This window comes from Vibrio metschnikovii CIP 69.14 (assembly GCF_000176155.1).
GTDB classification, from domain to species: Bacteria; Pseudomonadota; Gammaproteobacteria; order Enterobacterales; family Vibrionaceae; genus Vibrio; species Vibrio metschnikovii.
This window is the reverse complement of the sequence record NZ_ACZO01000006.1, coordinates 658184-683520: the sequence shown is the minus strand read 5'-3', so window position 1 is coordinate 683520 and position 25337 is coordinate 658184. Positions and strand designations below refer to the sequence as shown.

The 25337-nt window shown below is 42.8% G+C and carries 18 protein-coding genes and 1 CRISPR repeat array; of the genes, 4 read left to right on the top strand and 14 right to left on the bottom strand.

Annotated elements, in window-relative coordinates; genetic code table 11:
* Positions 1 to 95: 95 nt before the first annotated feature.
* Both VIB_RS06575 and VIB_RS06570 read right to left on the bottom strand, forming a co-directional pair.
* Positions 96 to 749 (bottom strand): hypothetical protein, encoded by a 654-nt coding sequence (locus VIB_RS06575; RefSeq protein ID WP_040904272.1) that lies wholly within the window; start codon positions 747 to 749, stop codon positions 96 to 98.
* Positions 739 to 1914, bottom strand: a complete 1176-nt coding sequence (locus tag VIB_RS06570) for a hypothetical protein (protein WP_004395182.1) — start codon at positions 1912 to 1914, stop codon at positions 739 to 741. The genes VIB_RS06575 and VIB_RS06570 overlap by 11 nt, the downstream gene beginning before the upstream one ends.
* Positions 1915 to 2084: 170 nt before the next feature.
* Between VIB_RS06570 and VIB_RS06565 the strand changes: the two genes are divergently transcribed.
* Positions 2085 to 2783: a response regulator gene (locus VIB_RS06565; protein ID WP_004395181.1), complete on the top strand. Its 699-nt coding sequence runs from the start codon at positions 2085 to 2087 to the stop codon at positions 2781 to 2783.
* Between the two features lie 9 nt (positions 2784 to 2792).
* Entirely contained in the window at positions 2793 to 4082 is a 1290-nt protein-coding gene (locus tag VIB_RS06560; RefSeq protein WP_004395180.1) for an ATP-binding protein, read from the top strand.
* 63 nt (positions 4083 to 4145) lie between these two features.
* On the opposite strand, the gene VIB_RS06555 is transcribed toward VIB_RS06560, so the two are convergent.
* From VIB_RS06555 to cas1f, 8 genes are all read right to left on the bottom strand, one after another.
* Entirely contained in the window at positions 4146 to 4613 is a 468-nt protein-coding gene (locus tag VIB_RS06555) for a YehS family protein (RefSeq protein WP_004395179.1), read from the bottom strand.
* 98 nt (positions 4614 to 4711) lie between these two features.
* Positions 4712 to 4960: a TIGR03643 family protein gene (locus VIB_RS06550; RefSeq protein WP_040904271.1), complete on the bottom strand. Its 249-nt coding sequence runs from the start codon at positions 4958 to 4960 to the stop codon at positions 4712 to 4714.
* Between the two features lie 91 nt (positions 4961 to 5051).
* Complete coding sequence (locus tag VIB_RS06545; protein ID WP_004395178.1) at positions 5052 to 6812, bottom strand: glycoside hydrolase family 36 protein; 1761 nt, start codon at positions 6810 to 6812, stop codon at positions 5052 to 5054.
* A gap of 425 nt (positions 6813 to 7237) precedes the next feature.
* Positions 7238 to 8465: direct repeats of the CRISPR family, unit length 28 nt; unit sequence TTTCTAAGCTGCCTGTGCGGCAGTGAAC.
* A 130-nt stretch (positions 8466 to 8595) separates the two neighbouring features.
* Entirely contained in the window at positions 8596 to 9147 is a 552-nt protein-coding gene (cas6f, locus tag VIB_RS06540) for a type I-F CRISPR-associated endoribonuclease Cas6/Csy4 (protein WP_004395176.1), read from the bottom strand.
* Positions 9148 to 9155: 8 nt separating this feature from the next.
* Positions 9156 to 10166: a type I-Fv CRISPR-associated protein Cas5fv gene (gene cas5fv / locus VIB_RS06535; protein WP_004395175.1), complete on the bottom strand. Its 1011-nt coding sequence runs from the start codon at positions 10164 to 10166 to the stop codon at positions 9156 to 9158.
* An 8-nt stretch (positions 10167 to 10174) separates the two neighbouring features.
* Positions 10175 to 11122, bottom strand: a complete 948-nt coding sequence (gene cas7fv / locus VIB_RS06530) for a type I-Fv CRISPR-associated protein Cas7fv (protein WP_004395174.1) — start codon at positions 11120 to 11122, stop codon at positions 10175 to 10177.
* A 3-nt stretch (positions 11123 to 11125) separates the two neighbouring features.
* Complete coding sequence (locus VIB_RS06525; RefSeq protein WP_004395173.1) at positions 11126 to 14062, bottom strand: CRISPR-associated endonuclease Cas3''; 2937 nt, start codon at positions 14060 to 14062, stop codon at positions 11126 to 11128.
* Positions 14059 to 15048, bottom strand: coding sequence for a type I-F CRISPR-associated endonuclease Cas1f (gene cas1f / locus VIB_RS06520; protein WP_004395172.1), 990 nt, complete (start codon positions 15046 to 15048; stop codon positions 14059 to 14061). The genes VIB_RS06525 and cas1f overlap by 4 nt, the downstream gene beginning before the upstream one ends.
* Before the next feature lie 328 nt (positions 15049 to 15376).
* On the opposite strand from cas1f, the gene VIB_RS06515 reads away from it, so the two are divergent.
* Complete coding sequence (locus tag VIB_RS06515) at positions 15377 to 16984, top strand: ATP-binding protein (protein WP_004395171.1); 1608 nt, start codon at positions 15377 to 15379, stop codon at positions 16982 to 16984.
* Positions 16977 to 17657: a response regulator gene (locus VIB_RS06510; protein WP_172465324.1), complete on the top strand. Its 681-nt coding sequence runs from the start codon at positions 16977 to 16979 to the stop codon at positions 17655 to 17657. Before VIB_RS06515 ends, VIB_RS06510 begins: the two co-directional genes overlap by 8 nt.
* Positions 17658 to 17748: 91 nt before the next feature.
* On the opposite strand, the gene VIB_RS06505 is transcribed toward VIB_RS06510, so the two are convergent.
* The 4 genes from VIB_RS06505 to VIB_RS06490 form a co-directional block, all read right to left on the bottom strand.
* A complete protein-coding gene (locus tag VIB_RS06505; protein WP_004395169.1) occupies positions 17749 to 19074 on the bottom strand; it encodes an anaerobic C4-dicarboxylate transporter in 1326 nt (441 codons plus the stop codon).
* A gap of 236 nt (positions 19075 to 19310) precedes the next feature.
* Positions 19311 to 20555, bottom strand: coding sequence for a 2-hydroxycarboxylate transporter family protein (locus VIB_RS06500; protein ID WP_224215273.1), 1245 nt, complete (start codon positions 20553 to 20555; stop codon positions 19311 to 19313).
* A gap of 297 nt (positions 20556 to 20852) precedes the next feature.
* Positions 20853 to 23669 (bottom strand): glycoside hydrolase family 3 protein, encoded by a 2817-nt coding sequence (locus VIB_RS06495; RefSeq protein WP_004395167.1) that lies wholly within the window; start codon positions 23667 to 23669, stop codon positions 20853 to 20855.
* Between the two features lie 172 nt (positions 23670 to 23841).
* Positions 23842 to 25125, bottom strand: coding sequence for a carbohydrate porin (locus tag VIB_RS06490; RefSeq protein WP_004395166.1), 1284 nt, complete (start codon positions 25123 to 25125; stop codon positions 23842 to 23844).
* Between the last annotated feature and the right edge of the window lie 212 nt (positions 25126 to 25337).

Sequence of the window (25337 nt, the reverse complement as noted above, 5' to 3'; positions counted from 1 at the left end):
TGATTCCAAACCGATAAGCAAGCGCCTTAACAGCGATTGACCTCAATAGTAAAGGGAATAGCAAAGTATCCGGCATGAATAGCGGTAAAGGATGATCACCAAAATAGGTAACGTACACTCCAAGTCAGTACCGGCTCGGTGAAATGCCTATCGACTTGATGATTAACGCCAACCTCCACCGCGCTCACCCAATCGGATAAAAACGGCGTTTCCCATTCGACACTGATGCCGACATCACGCCAAGTCCCAGAGACATGACGTAACGCTTGATTATGTTTGTCCGCATAACGAGACCAACCATTGATACTCCACTCATCATTAAGTCGATAGGAGCCATCAATCAGCCACTGTGCTCCAACAGCATTTGACCAATCCTTCTGCCATGCTAATGAGGCCGACAGTGATTCCGTAAATAGATAACCGATACGTAAACTGGAACCGATTCGTGACGCCCCCTGTTCTTCGCTCAGTAAAACGGGACCAACGGTAAAATAAGCCTTGTCCGAATATGGCATAGGCAAAGCCACCCCCGCTTCACCTCCTTGAGCAAACAACAGTCCAAACTCCGTCTCTTTTTCATAAGCGATACTTGGTGACCATTGCCATTTGGTTGATGAACTCACCGCAGGGCTATCGATACCAAAACTTGCACCAAGACTAAATTCATCACAACGAACAACGCTGACCCATAGGGTCAGCGTGAACACGACGATAGTTTGGTAACCTAGAATCATCGTTTTATTGAGCATCGGGTAGCCTTTTCTGACGGTAAACATCCTTCCACATCTGATCTTGATGATCACCCATCAGATGACAAATAATGCCTGAGCGTTTAAACAGATAAATGATGCCGACTGATAATGAACATAAGGTAAATATCAGCAAGAAATTATTCGGTAAGGTCGTTCCCATCTTCGCTGAAGCCCAAGTGAGTAGCGGTCCCCATAAGAAAATAAAAATCGACTTATGGAAAATAAACACAGTTAATGAGTACATGCCTATCCAATTGAGAGGACGCCAGCTTAAACGGATCCCAGCTTGATGCAGTGTTAAGATTAAACCAATCACTAGAAATTCCGTACCCCAGATCCCGAGACGACCAATAGTATCTTCTGCTAAAGCATGCTCTTCGGCATACACATCATGTAGATCAATGGTCGCCGCTTGACCATTCAAGAAATAGAGTGTTAAAGCCACCAACGCAACGCCCAAAACAAGTTTATTCAGCGCATCACGTTTTTCAGCGTAATGATGCCATACCCACCCATAGAGAAAACCAAAACATCCACTGGCCATAAACAGGTCTAACCGTGCATCCAACTCATAGCCTGGGTGTACATGGGTTTGCATCCATAGCTCAGCATGCTCAAGTAATGACGTTACCCCAAGCTGACTGACGACAGTACTCAATACGGTTAACACCAACATGCCGCGGATACCAAAAAAGGCGTAAACAATAGAGAAAAAAGCCAGTAACGTCATCCATAGCATGACTGGATAAAATGAAATTGCCTCACCAAAGTTAGGCGCAATAATAAAACCTTCAATATACAACACAAAAATAATGCTCAAAAATAGAGCCAGTTTTTTCACTAGTGTTGCCCGCATATGTTCAGATGATCGCACCGAGAGATTAAACGCCGCTAACGCCAAATAGACTTGACTCACCCAAGGGATTAACCACGCTGAGACTTGACCGGTAAAACTGTCCATCGGGACAAGTTGCCCCAACATAGGTAAATGTGAACGATATAATGTCTCATAAAAATCGCTCTCTTTAGGAAAAAAATCCACATACCAATAGTTTAAATACCCCGTATAATGTTCAAAGATAGCCATAAAAATGACCAAACCGCGTAAAAAGTCGAGGCCGACTAAACGCGTACGGTTCTCATAGGGTTGTATAGAATTCATGGGACGATACTCGTACTATTAACGTATTGGCCCGAACTATAGTTATTTACTTTTTGTGACACAACTCATGTTTTGTACGCTTATGTATGCGAGCCTTACACAGCGCCACATAATGTACCGTTTTGTCTGCTCCTATTGTATCCACGCTATTTTTAACTGATGATTCACTTATGAAAATTGTACTTATCGAAGACGATGTAAAGCTAGCAGAGCTGTTGACTAGCTATTTGGAAAATAATGAGTTTGAGGTTCATCTAGCTCATGATGGCCTGCAAGCAAGCAGCCTGATTTTGCAAGTTCAGCCAGATTTAGTGATTCTCGACCTGATGCTACCCGGTTTAGATGGTTTATCGATTTGTCGAGAGATTCGTAACGACTACAAAGGAAAAATCGTCTTTTTAACCGCCAGTGACGATGACATCGACCATGTCGCCGCTCTTGAATTAGGTGCAGATGACTTTGTGAATAAACCGATTAAACCTCGGGTATTACTGGCGAGAATCCGCATGCTATTACGTCGCCAGCAACAAACCGAGTCACCGCATCTAGACAATGATCATCAACTTCATTTTGGGCAGCTCAGTATCAATCACAAACTTCGTCAATGCTCTCTTGCCGGAGAAGATATTGTGCTCACCGACAGTGAATTTGACCTTTTGTGGTTACTGGCTAGTCATGCTGAGCAAGTACTTTCACGCGAGTATTTAGTCAAAGAAACCCGTGGTATTGAATACGATGGGCTTGATAGAACCATTGATAACAAAGTAGCTATTTTACGCCGTAAACTTGGGGATAGCTCCTCGGTCCCAAAACGTATCTTAACCTTACGTGGTAAAGGTTATTTATTTGTCCCAGAAAGCTGGTCATAAAGGGAGACTATGAAACGTCTTTATTTAGAGCTTTATCTTGCTCTTGTCGGTATTTTTATGTTCACTTTAGTCAGTTATGTCAGTATTAATGACTGGCTCTCTCCTGATCTTGATTTAGTCGCACGCAGCCAGCAAATTCAAAGTAGTCTTGAGCTTTTGGAGTTTGTGGCCGATCAGCATGGGGTTGACGTTGCCAAAGAAAAACTCAAAGCGATTGCCGATGCAAACTGGTTGATCATTGAGGCACTGCCTGAAAACTCCCCTTTACTAACGGCTCAAGTTAAGGAGCGGCTGGCCAATCATGGGGTGTTTACCACCGACGACGATGGCTCTATATTTACCTTCAATCCGACCGATACCATCTATCACATCTATCGCGATCCAGAAGCTGAGATTTGGATTGCTTTAGATATCGAAGATTGGGTTATTTTTCTGGTTTTAATGGGTTGCTTTGCCGTATACAGCATGTTGATGATGAAGCTATTTATGTGGCGATTCAAACACCTCGAACAAGTGACTCAAGCCTTAGCCAAAGGTGACTTAAGTATCCGAGCAAAAGAGACAGGTTCCATGCGGTTGGGGACCCTAAATCGTAGCTTCAATGCCATGGCTGATAAAATCTCTCAGCTAATAGAAAGTCATAAAATGCTCACTAACGCGATTGCTCATGAGGTGCGCACCCCACTATTTCGCATTCAGTGCCAGCTTGATATGTTGCAAGATATGCCAGAACAAAAAGATAAATACATTGCTGGTATCGAAGATGATATCCATGAACTCGAAGAGATGATTAACGAACTGCTTCGCTTAGGAAAAATGGAAACCACGCCGTTAACCTTCATCAGCCTCGACCTAGCACAATGGCTGCCAACGCAAATCGAAAAATGGCAAATTGAGTCACCAGTCCCCATTGAATTACAAGCGCCACAACACTGGCCAATACCGTTAGTCGATAGTAATTTATTAAATCGCGCCATTTCCAACGTGGTACGTAATGCATCTCGCTATGCCAAACAACAGGTGAAAATCAGTATCAGCCATGATGATATCGATTGGAAAGTGACCATTGAAGACGATGGTCCGGGGATCCCCGAAGTGCATTGGCCACACATTTTTAAACCATTTTATCGCGTCGGTTCTGCTCGAGATAAAGCCAGTGGTGGTTTTGGATTAGGATTAGCGATCGCTGAACAGATCGCTCGTCAACATCATGGGCATCTGATCGTCACTTCAAGCCATAATTTAGGTGGCGCTTGTTTTGAATTCAGTTTACCACTCGACATCAGTGAAGAGAGATAACAAAAAATCGTGAGAAGGAATCGCTCCCTTCTCACGACATTTATTAAATTTGTTGGCTAATGATTACTGCACGACAACTGGTTGATGATGCTCAATCGCTTGTAAAAACTGACGTAACGTTGCATCACTGCACTCTCGATAATGCTTATTACCCGGCTTACGGAAAAAAGCGCCGATTTCGTTCTTACTCAGCTCAACCCCAACTTGCTGAAAAAGAATCAGCAAATCATCGGCTTGCAAATTTAACGCAATACGCAGTTTCTGAAACACCATATTATTATTCAAATTCGCTTCTGGCTTCGCCGCTTCCCCTTCACGCTTGCCACGTTTGAGGTTGATCAAACCATTTAAAAAACTCGCTAATTGCGGATCACTCAGTTCAGCAAACTCTGGCGTTTGTGGTTTGCTCAGCCAAGAGGCTAGTTGTGCTGGTGTCGTCTCATTATCCGCGAGATGAAAAATCTCTAATAAAGTTTGGTCGTTAAAAGCAAACGTCGTGCGCAAAGCGCAGAAAATATCATTATTGGTCAAAGTTTTTCCTAGTCTTAGGTACTCCAGCGCTATCAACTTGATCGCTGGCAGGTCGTCACTTTAGCAGACCTGCCCATGATCCCCAATCAATAAACCCGTTAACGAGGTTTATATTGAGTCGGGCAGTAACCACGATCAACTTCAGGTGGCCGTAATTTAAGATGTTTGGTTTCTCTGCCACTGACTCTCTGCCGCCACAAGTTAAAACTACGTGTGGTTAGATGCCTACGCATAAAACGAATCACCTGTGGTTCAGTTAAACCAAATTGGTGAAAAATAGCTTCAAATGGCGTTCTATCTTCCCATGCCATTTCAATAATTCTTGATTGCTCATCAGCAGAAAACATACGCTCGTACTATTCCTTTTATAAACACACTCAGCGTAATACGTAACCTAAAGTGGGATAGATGCGTCTCCACCATAAAAAATTCCGGTTATTATTCTCGATACGATGAGCGTGTTCTCTCTGTCGAGGCGACGATAGCTCGGCTGGTTAATCCTCCCGCCAATGATACATCCAACATCTGAGCCGGCTGCTGAACAAGTTTTTCGCCACTCCAATAATCATACCAATCGACAGGTTGGGTAGCGGTCAAGGTATAATGCTGCGAGGTCGCTTGATCGTTGAATAAACAGTGCAACTCATGATTAGGTGTTAAAGCTAATCGCCAATGATTAAGCGCTAAAGACGTTGGCGTCGAGGTCTCTTGAGTCTGATGTTGACGAGCGATCAATTGCTGAAGACTGCTCTTAGCAAAAGGCGTTAACTCGGTGAGCGGATCACCTGAAAGCAGTACCCCTCCGCAAGCAAGTAGCACATTACGATGAAATTCATAACTGGCGAGATCGGTGGCCTGATCGGCTAACGACACCAAGGTGGCACAGTCGGGGTCGATTTGCCATAACTGACGATGTTGCCAACTGCGATAAAAGGTTTCTTTAGCGATTTGCGCAAAACGTTGACGGCGACGTTCTACATCATCAGACACTCGCATCGCGTCGACCAAACCGAGTGATGGCCACATCGGTGCATTGCAACCCAATAAACAAGCCTCTCCGGCGCCTTGGGCTATCGCTTGCATGCCCATCCGATAAGCCTCAACCCCAGTAACGCCTGATTGGTAACGCAAACCTTTTAGGGTTCCCCAATAATTGGCATCCAGTTTAAACAGTTCAACACCCCACTCTTCTCGCATGGTTTTTATTACATGAGTTAAATAAGCCTGAGCTTGTGGATGAGAGCCATCTAACACATACCAAGGCGTGCAACGCCATCCGCCGTAGGTCACATCTTCGGCTTTTAAAGGCTGTCCTTGGTGATTTTTCACAAACCAGTCAGGGTGTTGCTGAAACAAAGCCGATTCTAGCTGAGCAATAAACGGAGCCAGCCAGATTGCCGGTTTTTTACCCGCCGCTTTAATACTCTGGAGCAGCGCTTTTACACCACCGGAAAATTTCTCTGATGGCGTTAACCAATCGCCCATAAAAGCTTGGTATCCGTCATCCAGTAATACCCACTCGACCTCCGCCAACTCACCTTGCATGGCCGCAAGGTTAGCGCGAATGTGCTGCTCATTAACCTCCGCATAATAGGCATACCACGAACACCACCCGATCGGCGCAAGCTGAGTTACCCCGTCACGTGATCGATGATGACGTTGAATGGCTTGCGCATACTGTTGGTAGATCTCCGCTAGCGATGAGTGTTGCAATACGATGAGTGATTCTAAACGGTTATTGGGCCAATCGCTCGGCAGGGTTTGCTCTCCATCGATGGCGGCAATCAGATACGTGGTCTCTTCTTCCACCACTAACTCAAAATAGCCCGCAAACCGTTGGCAAGAGGTAAAGCCAACGAGCTGATATTGGTCTTTATCTTCAATCACTAGGTAGTTGTAATAGCGTTTATTGGCATGAGAAGCATAAAGTCGATAACTCTGGTCATTATCGGGGCAACGACCCACATCCAGCGGATGACTCACCGTACCCGCCGCTTGGGCCAACATTTGAAAACCATCGCCAATGACTCGGGCATGGGGATCGCTATTTAGCGCCATCCGAAATAGGACATAGCGATCGCTGATGGGTACAGAGTCGCATCCTAAATAAGAAAAATGCAATTCATTGTCTTGTAATACGACGTTTAACTCTGATGAGAGATCAATCTCTCGCTGGCAAGGTAACGTTAGGGAGCTCATGTATTCCACCACTCACATCAATCATACAACGTAGTGTCTAAGGAATTAGGCGCACATATTGTTAAACAACTCACGCTTTCTTGTAATCAAGGTGAACAATCGAGTATTCAAAGCGTCAAGCATCATTGCCCTCAAGGTGGGAGTCTATGCTGACTACGTGTATTTAGTGGATCAGTTTTCGATGATCGCTACGCCTTCATTTCCCTGCCTCACAGCAGTAGCAGGCAAAACATGACGGGGATCTATGGAGTTCAGCTCCCAAAACCACAACCAAACCGTCATTCCTGCGTAGGCGGGAATCTATGCGAAGTATCAGTAATCTGTGGCCAATTGATCGCTCACTTAAGCACTTGGCATCTGTTGCAGAATGGATCCCCGCCTTCGCGGGGATGACTGGCGGGAGTTTGATTCCATCGAATCCGGCGTTTCTAAGCTGCCTGTGCGGCAGTGAACAAAGAGCAAGGGTAAGGTGAGCCTGGCGCATTTTTCTAAGCTGCCTGTGCGGCAGTGAACAAATAAAGTGCTCGGGCGGCTTGTCGGATTTCTTTCTAAGCTGCCTGTGCGGCAGTGAACAGCCTTCTAAGCTAGTACGTAAAAAGTTGGAATTTCTAAGCTGCCTGTGCGGCAGTGAACCAGCCAAATCAGAACAAATGACCGATGCAGACTTTCTAAGCTGCCTGTGCGGCAGTGAACCTTGATACCTCTGCTAATTCTTCGTCCGACAATTTCTAAGCTGCCTGTGCGGCAGTGAACCTATGCCCGTGTGTACTTACCCAAATAGTGAATTTCTAAGCTGCCTGTGCGGCAGTGAACACCCTAACAAGTGAGGTTCGTCTATGGCTGATTTTCTAAGCTGCCTGTGCGGCAGTGAACCAAAAGACGCTTCGAAATGCTTTTTAATTTCATTTCTAAGCTGCCTGTGCGGCAGTGAACGTAACGAAACCGTAAATCTATTTAATCAGAGATTTCTAAGCTGCCTGTGCGGCAGTGAACAAAAAATTCGGCGGCAAGTGGATGTGCCAAGCTTTCTAAGCTGCCTGTGCGGCAGTGAACCAGGCATCCAATGAGGTTAGGGCTATGGTTAGTTTCTAAGCTGCCTGTGCGGCAGTGAACAATACCACATTTTCCCATCCTTACTGAGAATATTTCTAAGCTGCCTGTGCGGCAGTGAACAGGAAAGAAATCCGGCTTTGTTGAAGTTGATCTTTCTAAGCTGCCTGTGCGGCAGTGAACTCTCCAACAGAAGCTAAAGAAATTGCTAAAAATTTCTAAGCTGCCTGTGCGGCAGTGAACTTGCCTTCATTGGTCTCAAGCTAACCAAGAAATTTCTAAGCTGCCTGTGCGGCAGTGAACCAGAGTGTAAAAGACTAATGAGGATGTATAGATTTCTAAGCTGCCTGTGCGGCAGTGAACAAGGCGCTTGTATTCGTAAGGCGCAGTAATGCTTTCTAAGCTGCCTGTGCGGCAGTGAACCAACGATTATCATCACATGACCTGAGAGCCGATTTCTAAGCTGCCTGTGCGGCAGTGAACAGCAGCAGCAGGTTGGTGATGTTGACGATACTTTTCTAAGCTGCCTGTGCGGCAGTGAACCGAAATCGCATCAAGTGACGACATTAGAACAATTTCTAAGCTGCCTGTGCGGCAGTGAACTATAGAATAACAACATAAAAATAAGTTACAACAAGCAGTTAGAGCAAAAAATGTATTTTTACCCTATTTTAAATCACCCGATGTAACTATTTGTATTTAAAGATTATTTTTAAAGAGCAAAAAAATAGGGTTAAAACCAAGGAACCGTAGTGGTATGACTTAGCCCATAGGAATCAAACTTTCCGGATACTGGCAGTGGCTGTATTTCACCAAACTCAAAAAATTTACGATGTACCTGCTTCGTCGAACTGCTGAATAAATCTAGGTACGGATTATCAAAACCTTGGCTAAGCATTTTCACTTTGTAACGTTTTTCACCTTCTTTATCGATGCTACCGCGAGCGATCAAACGTCTGAGCTTCGCTTGACTTAAATTGCTACGCTTTACTGAGATCACTCGATATTGCACCTGTTCAGGAATAGCCAATATCTCACTCACTTGGCAGTAACCAGATAACGGACCAAGCCAGTTTAAACCTTGTAAATCATGCAAAAAGCTTGCTTCACCATGTAAGCGAAATAATCGCCCAAGTTTTACGTTAACTTCTGGAAAGCTGATGCCTATTTGATTGCTATGCAAAATTACTAATGCTTTGTGAAACTTAGTAAATACCTTACTGCTGAGTTCGGCTTCTGGCATTTCAGCATCCGGCTGTAAACGTATTTCAATGTATGAGTCCATTTTTCCTCCTAAAGCCGTATGTTTGACACATAAGCTAGGCCTTTTTTCCCTAGGTAAAAACTTGATACCCCAGCATTTTCAATCAAGCTTTTTATTTCTTGTGCTTTGTTGCGATCAACATCGATATTAATTTCTAATCGACCACTAGCTTTCGTCATCATGGAAGTCACTTCCCCTTGCCCTTTTATCTTTTCTTTTTTGATGAAAGGATTACCCCAAATTGTTTTCTTTGATCCGGTGGTATATCGATCCATGAAATCTTTTTTGGTAAATCCACGTTTAGATATACCACTAATACCACCTGATTTAGTTTTCGCAGTGGCCATATCATAATTTATTTCTAATCGAGAAAGTTGAAGATAGAGTGCTGAACAATAAAGGCTGATTGGTGTAATCAAGTTTTTATTGTTTAAATATTCAATTTCTGGAAAATTTTTATTTAAAATGTCAACAACCAGAACCAGATTGTCATTTAACTCTATTGCTTTTTCTTTATTAAGACTCTCCAATCGATTGATAATACTTAAAGGATCAAGATCAATTGATACTTCTACTTGTGATTGCTTAATAATAAAATCGCAGAGTTGATTGAAATCTAGGTTCAATATTCCCCAAAACCGCTGTGAATATTCAGAATTAAAAACGGGATCGGATACCTTAATCATACCAGTAAATGAATTCTGGTCCGTACTACCATTCATATTGCGAATAAAAGTCATTTCATTAGTCAACGTTGGCTGATCTATAAAACTGACTTTATCTTCCAGTTCTGAGAAATAATAACTAGTTTCATGTATTTTTCTGCGAGCCTGATACAGTTTTCGCTGATCACCAATTAAACGATTAAGTATTCCCATTACAGTATCCAAAGTCGTTTCACATACTTTGAAATTACCCTCTTTTTTTAAATTAGTCATTGAACCTAAAAATTCACGGCCTTTCTTAGGAACAGGATCATTATTTGAACCTCCTAAAAATGAATTTCGCCAACAAGAATCATATTCTATGGTTATTTTCATGCAACCTCCTATTTTGCATAAAAATACTGAGCAAACGGTACATGCTGCTCATTGATGATTTCTGATTCATCACGCTTGATACGCATCATTTTATGACTATCGTTGTAATCTACAGTGATGTCATCCACATACATATAACCTTTCGCTTGGCGAATAGATAAATTAGCTAAGCGATCTAATGTTTCAGTAACCAAGACTTTTACTGCATCATCATTAAGTAAAATGCCGCATTCGCCTTCTTCAAAAATGGTCCCTTTACGCACATAATTACTGTGGAATATGGCAACAGGGTTGAGTGAGGGATTAAGCGACTGAATAAAGTCTTGTACCGTTTTAGCCACTTCTTCACCTTGGCCCTCTTTGATAATCATACTAGCGCGGTCGAACTTTTTATCGAGTGAGATAAATTGCAATTGTTCAATACTGATAGAGCCATAAGAAACGTACTCAGTATCACCAAATGTAGTTTTAGAAAAGAATGATGAGCTGTCACGAGCACCAGCTTGACCAAACTGTTCAAAGTTACCGTTACCCAATTGATCAATAAAATCCTCAATGAGTAAGGGACTTGTCCGTTTACACTGACTTGAAGGAACGACGTAACCACGGATCAACCCTGTAATAGAAGCTAACACCATTTCTAGGTTTTTTTCTGCGGCAAAATGTAAATCGAATGCTTGATCCCTAAAAATATGATGACGAATACAGTTTTGGCTGATATACAAAGGCGTTTTCTTGAAATCTATATCTGTCGCTTCCTTTTTATATTTATAACCTGTTTCTTCTTTCACTTTCCCTGTTAGGTTGGTATAGCCTCGTAACTTTGGTAAAGTATGGTTATCTACCGTTTTACCATTGTCACCAGTCAAAGTTGTCGGACCATTCCAATTCACAACACCATGCCCTAACGCAGTAATCTTAAAATCAACACTTTTAATACCTGTTACTTTTTCCATGATTTATTCCTCATCTTCTGTAGTTTGATTAATTTGTTTAATGGATATTGCACCGATAGCTTGTTTATCGCAGACGGCGTAATAAATAGCATGCGAGTGACGAGCACTTTCGCCGCCCACTTGCAGTAAATCGTTACTGGTATAACTTAAATAAATTGGCGATTCAGGATCCCGAGCTTGGTTTAATAAAATTTTGTCAGTGAACGATTTATTAAACCCACCCATAATGTTGTGATGCTTTTTAAACATATGAGATAACAAGTCTTTGTCACTTTGGCCATAACCACAAATAGCGCTAGTGGCATAGGTAAGATTATCGATGTTGCTGTCATCATCTAGTGGTATTGAGTAGGCATATTGGTCAAGAAAATTTGGCTCCGAATTACTGAGATCTACAAGCGCCATTTGCACAAAACGATTATCGCCACGCAGAGATCCTTTACTAATTTTACTGCGTTTTTTATCTTTATTTTTCTTCGGTGGCATAGTGATTGGATCAACCACTTTGGCATTGATTTGTTGCACACTGTTTTTAAGTGCGGCCACTAAATCACTTTCTATAAAACCACGATTACGCTCGGTGTGATGAAAGGTGAAATAAAGTTGATAAGCTTCTGGCAAGGTAAACGTTTTATCATCAAGTTCGCTTCGCAAAAATTGATACCATGCCCTCACAGAGCTTAATACATACATTTTAGATAGAAAACCCGCAGCAGGGCTTTTACCTTTGCTATTAGCAACTGATTCAGGCACTGCCAATGTGTAAGTGTTTACAACCTTATTTTCACCAAAGCGATCTAAACGACCTAAACGCTGTAAGCTATCTTCAGCACTGGTGATTTCGGCCACCATATAATCACAACTGATATTTAGCGAGGCCTGTACAATTGGTCCGCTGCGCAACACTTCAAACTTACGGGTTCCTCCGCGTTTGAATGCTTCGTACACTTCACCAAACCATTTACGTTTGTCACTCTTAATAAATTTTGAGTGTAATAAAACAGCATTTTCTCTGTGTTGATTGTGGATAAAACTATTTTGTGCCGTGAGTGCCATATTACTGATAACAAAAGTACCATCCTTTTGTTCCGTAAATAGCGGATTATCTGCACCTAATTCCGAATCATTGAATACTTTAAAGTCAAGTTGATACTGACTGTGATTAAACGATGGCATGACTTTAATATCATCAGGGTGAATACCAAGCAGTTCTTCAACAAACACGTAATGAGGGGTTGCCGACACTAATAAGGTTTTGGCTTGTTGCTGCTGCATCTTTTTGGCTGCAATAAGCTCTGCAAATAACAAATTAAAGGCTGGCATATTGACGTACTCATGAAATTCATCGAACACTACATGTACGTTCAAAAAATCTATAAGCGTGTTGGCTTTCGTGTGGCTGATCACTGAACCGAGAATTTGATCTATAGTGGTAATAACGATATCACCAGAAAAGCTTTCATCATCGGTAATAGGGTTATCCCATTGATTATGAAACTTAAATTCCCCCGTATTAATTTCAATAGTGCTATTGGGCAAATATTGCTCCGAGGTGAGCTCATAAAATAAACCTTGGCATACCTGTACACGAGGGCACACCCAAATAATGCGCTTCGCACCTGTCAACTTTGCCCATTCCAAGGCAATTTTGGTTTTACCACAGCCAGCAGCACCCGCGAGTACTGAAACATCATCAGCGTTAGCCAATTGTTGAGCAATCTCACTTTGCTTTTTACTGCGTTCACTATCCGGATAAAATGTGCGTAGGCAGGTAGCAATATCGCTACTGAGAGAAGATTCCACTTCGAGCAGCCCAGCCACAAGTTCATTTAAGTTCCGCTCAAAAATGACAGTGTGTAATTCTGTCGCACTTAATGCAGATATTATTCGATCAGCAGTGATCAAGCATGCGCGTGCAATATTGTTTAGCGCATTAACTTTAACATTGAAGGTATTGGCTGATACTGATTCTTCTAGTTCATATTCTTTATAGCTAGGCAGAGGCGGCGCATCAGGCAGATTCTCCTCTAATTCCTGCAATTCGTCAGCCAAGATACTTCTTTCAAGAATACTATTGGTTGACTCACGGTATTTTTTATCTATGGCAACAACTTGCTTAATCAGCGCTTGGGCTTGAACCACAATATCAGCTAACTTTACTTCTTTTTGATTTACCACCAGCTTTTTACAAATATCTTTATAACTATCAAAACCATTTTTTTCTTTACGAAAAGGCTTTGCATGATGCCAGTATATCGCGTGCTTTACAGAACGTTTATTGCTGGGATTTAGACATTTTAATTCTGCACTATCAAGTAATTGATAGAGCAAAAGTGAAATTTCATTATGTCTTGGATGTTTATCAAAGCTAAATTTGGCATCATCAATATGCTGGCCATCGTCTGCTATGTACTCTTTCTTTTTAGGGTTGGTTACCCACTCTTGGAACTTGGGGTCAATTTTTCCTAAATCATGCAAGCAACCTGCAATGAAATTCACAATTGAAAACTGTGTATTGTCTGGAAATAACTGACAGTGTAGTCGTTCGGCAACATATCCAACCGCAAATAAATGCTCGCTCAGTGGTTGCAATTGGGTGTTTGCATACAACACACCTTGCTTGGGTTTATCAGTTAAAACATCCATAAAAACCTCTTTTCCAGTTTGATTAACAGGCACCACACCTTCTGCATTAAATTTCTTCTTGTTACCCACCACCCACAACAACTGGCTGCGCGAGCGTGAGCGGATCCAATGGCAACTGACGGCGGTGCTGCGGGTGGCAGTTTGGCCTAGCATTTTTTTCACCGTGAGTAACCCTTCTTGGGTAATGAGGGTCTGCCAGGTGTTATCACCTATCCGGTTGGCGAAGGCATCCAGCACACGGCGGGTTTTCTTGAGGGCGTTTTTCTCACACTGAGAGACAAAGGTGACCATCATAAAACGTGATCCTCACTCTCTTCTTCATCTTTGCCTTGCAGTGCGACGTGTTTCACTGTGTCGAACATAAAGTCGAGCGCTTTGTGTTCAATGAAGGCTTGCAGGATTTGCTGGCGAAACTCTTGCTCGGTAGCGTTTTCTTTGGCGCAAACAAACGCCCACGGCAGCACAATCGCATCTTTGATTAAGTCGGCGACATCAAACACCAAAGCGCCGCGGCGGGTTTTGCCATGCATGACGGCAAAACCGTGCGGAATACCCAGCACCCACAAGCAGCTTGCCGCAAGGCCATAGGCTAAGTAGTTACCGTGATTCAAAAAGTCATTGGCTTTATCGGTGGATTTTTTGTCTGGCTGATGCTGGCGAGTAAAGCTATCTTTGCCAGTGTTATTGGCGGCGTACTTGTATAAGGCTTTGGTCAACTGCGCTTCAGTGAGCAATAAGTCGGATTGTTTGCTCGCGGCTTCAGTACGCTGATGGAAGGTTTCCAACGATTGCTTTATCACTTCATCTTGAACATTGAATTTCTCTAGGGTTAATTCGCGGTCTGATCGCCAAACGCGCTGTAAGTAATCAATCCGCGCGTTTTGAAATTGTTTGGCGGCGGCCAAGCGTTTTTGATCATCAAACCAGAATGAGAGCCAACCTTGTAGATATTCAGTAGGCCGGTATTCGCTTTGCGGCGTAAACCATTCTACTTCACACGCCATGTGTAGCGGCGTGCCACCCCCGCCACAAAAACCCACTAACACACCTGCCTGCGAGAGCATCCGCATCGCTGCCTGAGTAATGGAGGTGCCGTTACCGAGCATCAGTACGGTGGTATTGGCAATCGGAATATTGAAGTAGAGGTTTTCTTTATCAGCTTCCGTTAAATAGAGCACGCGGCCATCTTTTTGCATCACACGGCAATATTCCAAGTAATACATATTGGCGCGCTTTGAGTGCAGGATGGTTTTTAAATCGGAGGGGGATAAATCGTCCATGTTTTATTCCTTATGCATTCTCGCTGATCTCGACACTCAACGCTCACCTACAACGCCACATCATTTAACGCCAGATCAAGAGGTTTACTATCTTGATTTGGCACCTAACACCATCGTCTCACCCTAACATAAGCCCACCTAAGAGGCTTTAGGCTCTGTTGCATAATGCCGTGTCTATCATGCTTTTATTGCCGCTTTAAGTCACATTTTCGCGAACTTGGTTCAGGGATAACTGCACATTCTGCTGTCGTTTCGAGATATACTGATAATCTTATTTTTTCTTAATTATCATGGCTAAGCGTACAGTCCATCGTCATTAGGCGGGAGCATGAAACTCAAAAGTTATTTAGCATTAACGACGATTGCGACAACCTCTTCGATTGTGATTGTCGTGACCTGCGCTATTTTTTTTCTGCTACAAAATTCCTACACCGAAGGGCTTAAAGCTCGCGGTTTAGAGTTAGCTCGCGTCATCGCGAATGATCCCGCGGTGATTGACGCAGTGAACGCGCAGAATGTATCGCCTACCCGCTCATCAATTGCTGATTATATGGAACATATCCGCGCCCAGACCGATGCGTCTTATATTGTGGTCGTGGATAAAAAGGCCATGCGTTTAAGCCATCCTGATCCGACACGTGTCGGTCAACGATTTATTGGCGAGGATATTTATCCTGTGTTAATCCAAGGTGCTGAATACAGCAGTGTTGATTCAGGAACGTTAGGTAAAGCGATTCGTAATTTCTCACCCATTTACTGGCAAGACGAGGTGATTGGTGCGGTTAGTATCGGTTATTTATCTGAGAAAACATCGGATATTTTATTGGCACAATATGGTCATCTTGGTGGATTAATTGCTGTCGTCTATTTACTGGGGATCGGGATCAGCAGTGCGTTTGTTTTTAAAATGAAACGAACGTTTCTTGACTATGAACCGGAATTTATTATTCATAAATTCCGTGAGCATGAAATGGTATTAGACAGTATTCGCGATGCGATTATTGCCGTAGATAATAATATGAACATTACCACCATCAATAATAGTGCAATGCAAAAACTCTCTATGGGGGTATGCAATCGTTATGATTATTTAAACCAACCACTCTCCCGTTATTCAACACCATTAAGTCACTTGGTTTTAGCCAAACCTAGTCAACTGCATCAAGGTGAATTTTCTATTGGTCAATTAAACTACAAAGTGGATATTTACCCGATTGCTAGCCCCAAAGGTGTTAAAGGCCAAGTGATTGTCTTTTTTCCCAATCTGGAGCAAAACGAACTTGAGCGTGAAGTGGTTTATCTTAAAAATTATGCCCAGCTATTACGCAGTAAAACTCATGAGTATTCCAATAAATTAAATGTTTTATCCGGCCTGTTACAAAGTCAAAAAAATCATGAGGCGATTGAATTTATCCAACAAGAAACCGATCGCTATCAATCTATCATTCATAATATTGTTTTTTCAGTCAATGATAGTGTCATTGCTGGTTTATTACTGGCTAAATTTAATAAAGCCTCAGAAATTGGCGTTAAATTTATTATTGACGAAGATACTCACTTATCGAGTTATCCGAAAAATCTTTCTGAAAAGTTTGTGACTATTTTAGGCAATCTGATTGATAACGCTTTACTGGCTGCATGGCAAAATCGGGCAAGCTGTTGTCCATTGGTGCATATTTATCTTAGTGATCGAAGTCATCATATTATTTTTGAGGTACAAGATAGCGGAGCGGGAGTCAGTGAACAAATTACCGAGCATATTTTAGAGTTTGGAGTCAGCACGAAACTCGATCACGAGCAAAGCGGCGTAGGCTTGTATTTAGTCAAACAATGGGTCGATAATTTTAACGGCAGTATTGACTGGGAAAGAACCGACGAAAATACTACCCTATTCAGTATTTATTTAGATAAAAACAAAGTCATTAATTATGAATAAAACAACCGTCATGTTACTTGAAGATGATCCCCGAGCCAGTTATATGCTTGAGTCAGCAATTAATCAGCATCCTGATTTTATTGTTGTCGCCGCCAGTGAAAGTTGCGCCGATGCTTTACTGCAATATACCACCTTTAAACCGCAACTGATTTTTGTTGATATCAGCCTACCAGATGGCAATGGCATTGAGGTGATTCGTCAATTACGTGATCAGCAAGCGGCTTGTGATTTTATTATGACGACCGCCGAACGTGAAACGGCAACGGTACAGAAAGCCATTCAGTTAGGCGTGACCGACTATTTGGTGAAACCGCTGCGCATGTCGCGTATTCATCAAGCGTTAGATGATTACAAACATTACACCGCAAAATTAGCGCGTACAGCAACCGTTGATCAAGGTGATATCGATGATATTCTCGGTAAATCGGTCACCAAACCGTTACGCCAAACTCCCAAAGGGATTGATGCCACTACGTTAGCGTCATTGAAGGCATTATTAAAACAACCACACTTGGCCGAATTTTCAGCGGATGATATTGGCGAGCAGATGAACGTGAGCCGAATTACGGCTCGCCGTTATTTAGAATTTTTAGAATCCGAAGGGATGGTTCGTTTGGCGCTTAATTATAAAACGGGAGGCAGGCCACGCCGTTTGTATCATCTGGTTAACTGATCTTGTTGCTCGCTTAAGTGAGCTCATCCTCAGCCAGATCACCATTGAGTGTTCGGCATAAGAATGAGCCCGTCATTAGCGAATGGAAGCGCTAGCCATTAAGCGCCATCGAGAGAAAATAACCCACGACGGTTGCGGTTGAAACACCGATAAATCCAGGGATCAAGAAGCTATGGTTTAGCACGTATTTACCGATCCGAGTCGTGCCTGAGCGGTCAAAACTTATCGCCGCAAGATCGCTTGGGTAAAACGGAAAGAAGAAATACGCGTAACAAGCCGGTAATACACCGATGATCACTTCTGGTGGGATACCCAAAGAAAAGCCCAACGGTAACATAATGGTTAATACCGCCGCTTGGCTTTTTAAGAAGATAGATACCGCAAACATCGCAATAGCAAAAGTCCATGGGTGATGATTCACCACATCACGCACCATATCAATCAAAAAGGTTTTGTGATAGCTGATGATGGTGTCACTGAGCCAAGCGATACCAAAGATGATGATTACCGCGGTCATACCAGCAATGAAAACATGACTGTTGACGATTTTCGATGGTTGAATATTGGTGGTTAATAAGATGATGGCCCCAACGGACAGCATTAAGAACTGAATCGCTACCGACATATTGACGCCATTGGGCAACAAGCCTAACTCTTTGCCGAACATGGCGACAAAAATCACCGAGGCAATCCCCAGCATAAAGACCAATAAACCCGTTTTGGCTTTTTTGTCTTCGCTAGAACCTTCAACGACCTCCGCTTCAGGATCAATCAGGCCGTTACGAAATTCTTCATCTTGGCAACGCGCTTGAAACTCAGGATCTTTATCGAGATCTTTTCCTCGGTTTAAACTCCACGTACAAGCCACCAATAAGCCAATCAAAGTGGCAGGAATAGTCACCATCAGTACATTGTGTAAACCGATATCCAAATTATTGTCAGCAGCGGTAGCCATAAATACCGCAGCTGCAGCAGCGATGGGGCTGGCTGTAATGCCCATTTGTGATGCCACTGACGCAATCGCCATCGGCCGTTCAGGTCGAATCCCTTTCTTATATGCAACATCATAAATCACTGGTAACAGCGGATAAACCGAGTGACCAGTGCCGACTAATACGGTTAATGAATAGGTGCAAAGTGGTCCGAGATAAACGATATGATTGGGGTGTTTACGCAGCATTTTTTCTGCGTATTTTACCAATAGTTTTAATCCGCCCGTGGCTTCTAATGTCGCTGAAGCCGATACCACCGCTAAAATGATCAGCATGACACCAATTGGCGGCGTTCCGGGAGCGACACCAAAGACAAACGCGAGAACCGAAACCCCTAAGCCGCCGAGTAAACCAAACGCGATGCCGCCATAGCGAATACCAGTAAAAATCACCGCAAAAAGAAGCAGCATATGTAAATAGAACATGTATTTTCCTTAATAGAGAAATCAATTAAACGCTTGTCGGAACCACTAAGCTGATGAGCGAGCGTACCCAGAGACTGTCATCAATGCCAGTCAATCTAAAGCCAATACCGCGCTCCAAATACGATCACGCCTATCGTGCCTTCTTGAAGTAAAATCGAAGCTCAATCATGCTCTTGATAATTATAGTGCTAACTATCACTAACACAACTTAACCCGTTAAGCGTTAATCTAAGGCGTTATTTTAAGAGTTCAATGATAAAGGTCGCCATGATTAGCATCAAAGCCCCACCAATGCGTGATGAAATTTGTGCGAAAGGCATAAGCTCCATTCGTTTGCTGGCTGCAAGCACCGCCACATCTCCCGTTCCGCCCATGTTTGCCATGCATAATCCGGCGGTGATTGCTGCTTCAATAGGATTAAAACCGATTAATCGTCCAATCAACGCGGCCCCAACTACCGCACCGAGCACGGTTGCCAAAACCATTAAGAAATAGACCATCGTCAATGAGGCGAGAATTTGATTAAGATCCGTATACGCCACGCCAATTCCTACCAATAACGCTGGTGTTAAGTTATCAACCACAAACTTGTACCAACCGTGAGCGGCTTTCTCTAACTCACGCGGAATCAGCCCCATAACTTTGACTAATGCGACAAATAGAATCATTAAAGCGTAAGGGTGCATGCTGATCACATCACTCAACATCGTACCAACGAAATACATGGTGATTGCCAGCAGTGCGCCTATCCCCAAGACATTGATTGATATCGGTGATTCATTTTCCGACGCAACTGGCTGCTCGGCGTTCCCTCGGATCAGTTGTCCATTCCCCGTTAATGAAGGGTAAACTTTGCCCAACTTATCCAGTAGCCCAGCGATAACAATGGCCATCGCGTTACCTATCGCTAATGCAGGGACCATTTTCGACAACAGCATTTCGGCTGACATACCAGTATTACCCGACATAATCTCAACCAAAGGGACCGCTCCAGCACCCATGCCGCCGCCCATGATAGGCAAAGCAATCAACATGACCGATGAAAAGAATCCTTCACCCAATAGGCTGCCGACAAGGCCTGCAAATAAAAAAGCGCACGCCACACCGCCCAAAATAACTGGGATGTATTTCAGCGCCGCTTTTTTTAAGACTTGAGTGTCCATACCTAAGATAGAACCGGTCACTAAGCTGGCAATAAAGAAGGATAAAAATCCGCCACCTTTAACAAAGGTAGTCACGGTTTCCGTAGTTTCATGCGGCATAATGCCACTATGAAAAAGGTAGGAAGAGCCAAAGATAACGACAATCGCCCCACCACCAAAAAATTGATTGATAATCGGCGTTTTATCACCGATCAGATTAAGGATGTAACCAACCACGACCATGACGCCAATCGCGCCGATGATTCCCGTTGGTAAGTTATTGGACAGAGTTGAAAAGAGTATCACAGCAGCCGATAAGGCAAAGATGATATTGATCATCCGCTTATCTTTTTGGGAGTTCACATTATTGGCTAACATATTCTACCTTTTTATTAGATTGTTAAAATTATGCCGCCATTCTAACAACCCTTAACACATCGAATATTGAGCCTCCTATTAATGTAACTATCTTTAGCTTTTGTAACTTTTGTTCATGACGTTAGAAGTAAAGGCGAATCTTTTCTTAAGACCACTTTGTATTTCACATTATGAATTTTTTTAATGTTATACATTGAAACAACATAAAAAATAAAAAACGGTTTCACTGACTATCGATAAAACCGTTTAATGGCAGATTTAAACGTTATCTTTACGCATAAAAGACAGCGTTTTTAACTCAGCCCCTTTTTTCACAAAATTAATTCCAACCTGATAATAACCAGTCTCTAACTGTACTTCTAAACCTTCAATCATCACCGTATCACCATTAGTACCGTGAATAGGCAGTGACAGCGCAAAAACATCATTAAGACTAACGCTACACGAAGATTGTGCTTGTGCATTACGTGCAAAAACCATCGTCGCAATACATTGATACACACCGGGTTGATTTACCTGCAAAATAAACTCTGTCGAACATTGAGTATTCAATTTAATCAGCTGTTCAATATGATGTGCTGAATTATTCACTAACTCTAACGTTGAATATGATGGAAAGAATTTAATTGGATGGTAGGCTTGTAAAGGACGAGACATCACTGGTGTATCAATAATAAATCGACAAATATTTGCCGCAGTACGTTGTAACTCTCCCAGCGTAAGATAGCCAGCTTCCAACGCTTGTTGAGTATCATCTTGCATAGGGTTTTGCTCTGCAACATCGTTACCGACCACCATATAAAGATCGTTTTGGGCTCGCAGCATAAAAGCCGTGTGATTTTTAGTTGCTACCCCACCTTCAATAGGATGATTCATTTTAGCCCACCAATCAGTCATGACAATACCTTGATAACCCCATTCACCACGTAAAATCGTGGTATTGAGATCATAATTTGATGCCGTCCAGTGGCCATTTAACGGATTATACGCTGTCATTATGCTGCGTACGCCCCCTTGTTTAACCGCAATTTCAAACGGTTTGATGTGAATCTCACGTAGCGCTCTCTCAGACATAACACTATCCACATCAACACGTGCTGTTTCTTGATCATTTGCGGCAAAATGTTTGATTGTTGCTGACACTCCTGCTTGTTGTAAGCCTAATGTCTGCGCTGCTGCAATTAAACCTGTCAGTAATGGATCTTCTGAAAAATATTCAAAATTACGACCATTTAAGGGATGGCGATGGAGATTAATCCCAGGTCCAAGTAATGTATCGATCTGATAGGCTTGCATTTCTTGTCCAAGTAAAGCATAGAGCTGCTGATTGAGATCCAGATTCCAAGTACAAGCCAACAAGGTACCAATAGGGACTTGAGTTGCTTGATGACCACTATCCATGCGAATACCCGACGGCCCATCCGCCGCCGCGACGACAGGAATACCGTAATCGAATAGTGAGGAACAAACACCGCCAAATGCAGCAGCTGTTCCTGGTGTAACTTTGGCGCTACACATACCCTCTCCGCGGACCAATATCGCTAGTTGCTCAGGAGATAACTGAGCGATGAAATCATTAAGGCTAGCTTTATCTTGCTTAACATCAGCTAGAGTCAATCCTCTCTCTCCAGTTATCACCCAGTCCGTGGGTAAGTTCTGCTGTATCCTTTGTGCTAAGTCAACTGAGCGCTTGGGTACAGATTGATAACTTGGTAGATAAATACCATTCGCTAAACGTTTAGAAGGAGTAAGGCGTTCAAATGTGCGAATAGGAGCACAAGCCTCACTGAGCGCTTCAATTAATTCTGTATTTTCAATTATTAAAACAGCGTCAACGAATTCAGCTTGGCGTACACTACCACCAAGATAAAAGCGATACTCGCCAGCCTCCAAAACATAGCTATTGCGGTATCCAGTGACACCACTATCATCATAAGAGGCTAAAGAAGCGACCGGAACAGAAATACGAACAACTTCATGATCGTTAGGCGAGATAGCATTGGTTTTCGTAAATCCACATAACACTTTAACCGGTTTACCTAATTTCCCTTGTGGCGCTTCTACATAAAGTTGAATAACTTCTTTACTAGTAAATTTTGAGCCAACGTTTCGAACTTCAACGTCAAAATGAATTTGTGTTGGCAAATCATTCACTCTTGATGATTCATCAGACAGATTTTCATCCCATAACCATCGCACCAAACGACGTTCAAATTGGCTATATGACAAACCTGCACCAAATTCAAATTGTACAGTTTCAGGAGCAAAGGTTTCAAAGTATCGATAGCCAAGGTAAATATCTTCTGCGTATAAGTTAAAATCTTTGTGACCAAAATGCTCTGTCGTCGGGTAGTCAGACAAACGATAAGCAATTGTATCGGTAAGACGACCACTCGGAGAAGTCGCACCAGAAAGCACATCTGCTAGTGCATGACCGCCTTCCATTCCTGCAGCCCAACTGTAAAGTACCGCTTTTATCGATTGCCTATCCGATAAAGTGTTTAACCATGACATGTCAATAATATTAGTCACATTCATCACAATAATTACACAAGAAAAATGACGACATACTTTATCGAGCATCTCCATTTCGAGAACCGTTAAACGATAACTCCCGGCTGCATCAGCATAATCTTTGTCTTCTCCTGCGGTACGACCAATAAAAATAATCGCTTTATCAGATTCGACCGCTGCCTGAGAAACCAACTGTTCGCTAAGTGGCATCTCTTCCTGAAACCAAGGTTCGGTAGCCCAACCACCACCACCATCATCAAACGGATATTCTGTTAGCCAATCTTGATATGTGGTGATTAATGACTGATTAAGACGTATATGAGGGCAAGCTTGTAAGCCTTGCAACGCATTAATTGCATAGGGAACGTTCACCGCACCACCTGATCCTGTGCCACTACGATACGTATCGATTTGACAACGACCAAACAGAGATACCGTCTCTTGAGCCATAATGGGTAAAGCATTATCGTCATTCTTAAGCAATACAATACCTTCAACCGCGGCTTGCCGACTGACTTTAGTCAAAGCTGCTTGCGCTTGCTTAATCGCTTTTTTATTCATAACACTCCTTTAAATATTGTCTTTCAGTCATGTTCTCTTGCCCATTGTTCTATAACCCCCTCTATCAAATCATTATGCTTATTTACTATTACGACATAACAAAACTCAGCAGTAGACTTTCCTGCATCTATATCTGCTGAGCTGAGTTGTTAGTTAACAATTCAAAAATCGATTACCACCACATATCCGCTTGAATACCTACTAAAAGATCAGATTTATCACGCTGAGATCCATCTAGATAAGTCGCAAGGAAGCGAATCTCTGGAGCTGGGCCAAAACCAGTCGGTACAATAATCGTTGGTGCTATCGTGAATTTATAATTGGTCGCATCATCACCAAGGCCATTAGCATCTTCCCATTTGTTATATTGGAAACCCGCTTCCGTAGCGATGAAGAAATTATTGGATATAGGGAAAGAAGGGCGGATCATCGCCGAAGCCCAACTATCTTTCCCTCCTTTATCTAAATCATTGTATTGCCCTTGGATAGAGTGGAAGAGGCTTATGCCGTTTTCAAAAAAGTATCCCCCCCATACCAGAGCCCTTGCAGAAACATCACCGCTCTCCACCTTTTTCATATTGGCAGGACCTTCTAATCCCCCATTACCGGGCTTCCAAGCATTGAATGTTGTCAACGTACCACCTAATAGTTGACCCGAACCAAGACCTTTACCAACTTGGGCTATATACTTAGTAAAGCCTTTATCAGATAGACCAAATACGTTTTCGGTATGGACAATTGCAGTCATCTCGACACCGTTGCTCGAATATTTGGTACCATCGACAACGTTATCTGGTAAATATTTACCCATGGCATGCAATTCAATATTTCCGAAATCAACGCCTATATGAACAGCATGCATTGGATTATTGGCATCAATTGCCCAGAAGTTTCCTTCAGCATCATCACTCGCAATATAAGCAAAGTCCCATTTATAATCGCCCAATTCCACGCCTTCAATACCTACACCTGTACCAGACATGTCGGTATAAAAGAAGTCGGTCATAAAAATATAGTTATCTTTACCGTAGAAACGCGTGCCGCCCCAAAGCGTGCCCGTTTCGGTGACGCCATCAAACTCAACAAAAGTTTCCACCATACCGATGCTGCTGTTGGCCGCATCTGCGTTGGTGCCAAGCTGGTTATTGCCGGCTGACTGTGCGTTGTCTGCACCCACGCGTGTTTTGATACGAATTTTTTGCCCGTCATCGTTTTCAAAGTTTTTCTGTAGCGCAAGCTCAAAGTGGTTGTCCGATTCGATACCCAAGCGGCCTAGACGCTCTTTCGATGCTGGAAATTTTGAACGCTTGAAATCGTCGTTTTTACTATAGAGAGCACCCGCACGGAAGTAACCGTGGAACTCAAAACCATCAGATTTTTCAGCGTGAACAACTGGCGCTGCGGATAAACCCGCAGTCGCAACGAGACAAGCGAGGGTAAGCTTAGAAAGTTTCATATTAACTCCATGTTCCATTATTAGCCCTTAAAGAAAGCGGTTTCTTTTTTATTTATAAAAAATCTGAACATCGATGACGAACGCAAACCAAGTATTCACGTTCAACTATGCAATGAAGCTAATAAATTAAAAGCTTCAACCGCTTTGTTCAGTACGAGGTAAGTATAAAAGGATCTTCTAAGATAAAACCGTGATCACCCTCATCAAAGAAA

What these genes read in the sequence shown, in the direction of transcription:
- VIB_RS06510 (WP_172465324.1), top strand. Translation starts at nt 16,977, where the DNA reads ATGAATAAAACAACCGTCATGTTACTTGAAGATGATCCCCGAGCCAGT.
- VIB_RS06525 (WP_004395173.1), bottom strand. Translation starts at nt 14,062, where the DNA reads ATGATGGTCACCTTTGTCTCTCAGTGTGAGAAAAACGCCCTCAAGAAA.
- VIB_RS06515 (WP_004395171.1), top strand. Translation starts at nt 15,377, where the DNA reads ATGAAACTCAAAAGTTATTTAGCATTAACGACGATTGCGACAACCTCT.
- cas1f (WP_004395172.1), bottom strand. Translation starts at nt 15,048, where the DNA reads ATGGACGATTTATCCCCCTCCGATTTAAAAACCATCCTGCACTCAAAG.
- VIB_RS06570 (WP_004395182.1), bottom strand. Translation starts at nt 1,914, where the DNA reads ATGAATTCTATACAACCCTATGAGAACCGTACGCGTTTAGTCGGCCTC.
- VIB_RS06490 (WP_004395166.1), bottom strand. Translation starts at nt 25,125, where the DNA reads ATGAAACTTTCTAAGCTTACCCTCGCTTGTCTCGTTGCGACTGCGGGT.
- VIB_RS06545 (WP_004395178.1), bottom strand. Translation starts at nt 6,812, where the DNA reads ATGAGCTCCCTAACGTTACCTTGCCAGCGAGAGATTGATCTCTCATCA.
- cas7fv (WP_004395174.1), bottom strand. Translation starts at nt 11,122, where the DNA reads ATGGAAAAAGTAACAGGTATTAAAAGTGTTGATTTTAAGATTACTGCG.
- VIB_RS06495 (WP_004395167.1), bottom strand. Translation starts at nt 23,669, where the DNA reads ATGAATAAAAAAGCGATTAAGCAAGCGCAAGCAGCTTTGACTAAAGTC.
- VIB_RS06500 (WP_224215273.1), bottom strand. Translation starts at nt 20,555, where the DNA reads ATGATCAATATCATCTTTGCCTTATCGGCTGCTGTGATACTCTTTTCA.
- VIB_RS06565 (WP_004395181.1), top strand. Translation starts at nt 2,085, where the DNA reads ATGAAAATTGTACTTATCGAAGACGATGTAAAGCTAGCAGAGCTGTTG.
- cas6f (WP_004395176.1), bottom strand. Translation starts at nt 9,147, where the DNA reads ATGGACTCATACATTGAAATACGTTTACAGCCGGATGCTGAAATGCCA.
- VIB_RS06575 (WP_040904272.1), bottom strand. Translation starts at nt 749, where the DNA reads ATGCTCAATAAAACGATGATTCTAGGTTACCAAACTATCGTCGTGTTC.
- VIB_RS06560 (WP_004395180.1), top strand. Translation starts at nt 2,793, where the DNA reads ATGAAACGTCTTTATTTAGAGCTTTATCTTGCTCTTGTCGGTATTTTT.
- cas5fv (WP_004395175.1), bottom strand. Translation starts at nt 10,166, where the DNA reads ATGAAAATAACCATAGAATATGATTCTTGTTGGCGAAATTCATTTTTA.
- VIB_RS06550 (WP_040904271.1), bottom strand. Translation starts at nt 4,960, where the DNA reads ATGTTTTCTGCTGATGAGCAATCAAGAATTATTGAAATGGCATGGGAA.
- VIB_RS06505 (WP_004395169.1), bottom strand. Translation starts at nt 19,074, where the DNA reads ATGTTCTATTTACATATGCTGCTTCTTTTTGCGGTGATTTTTACTGGT.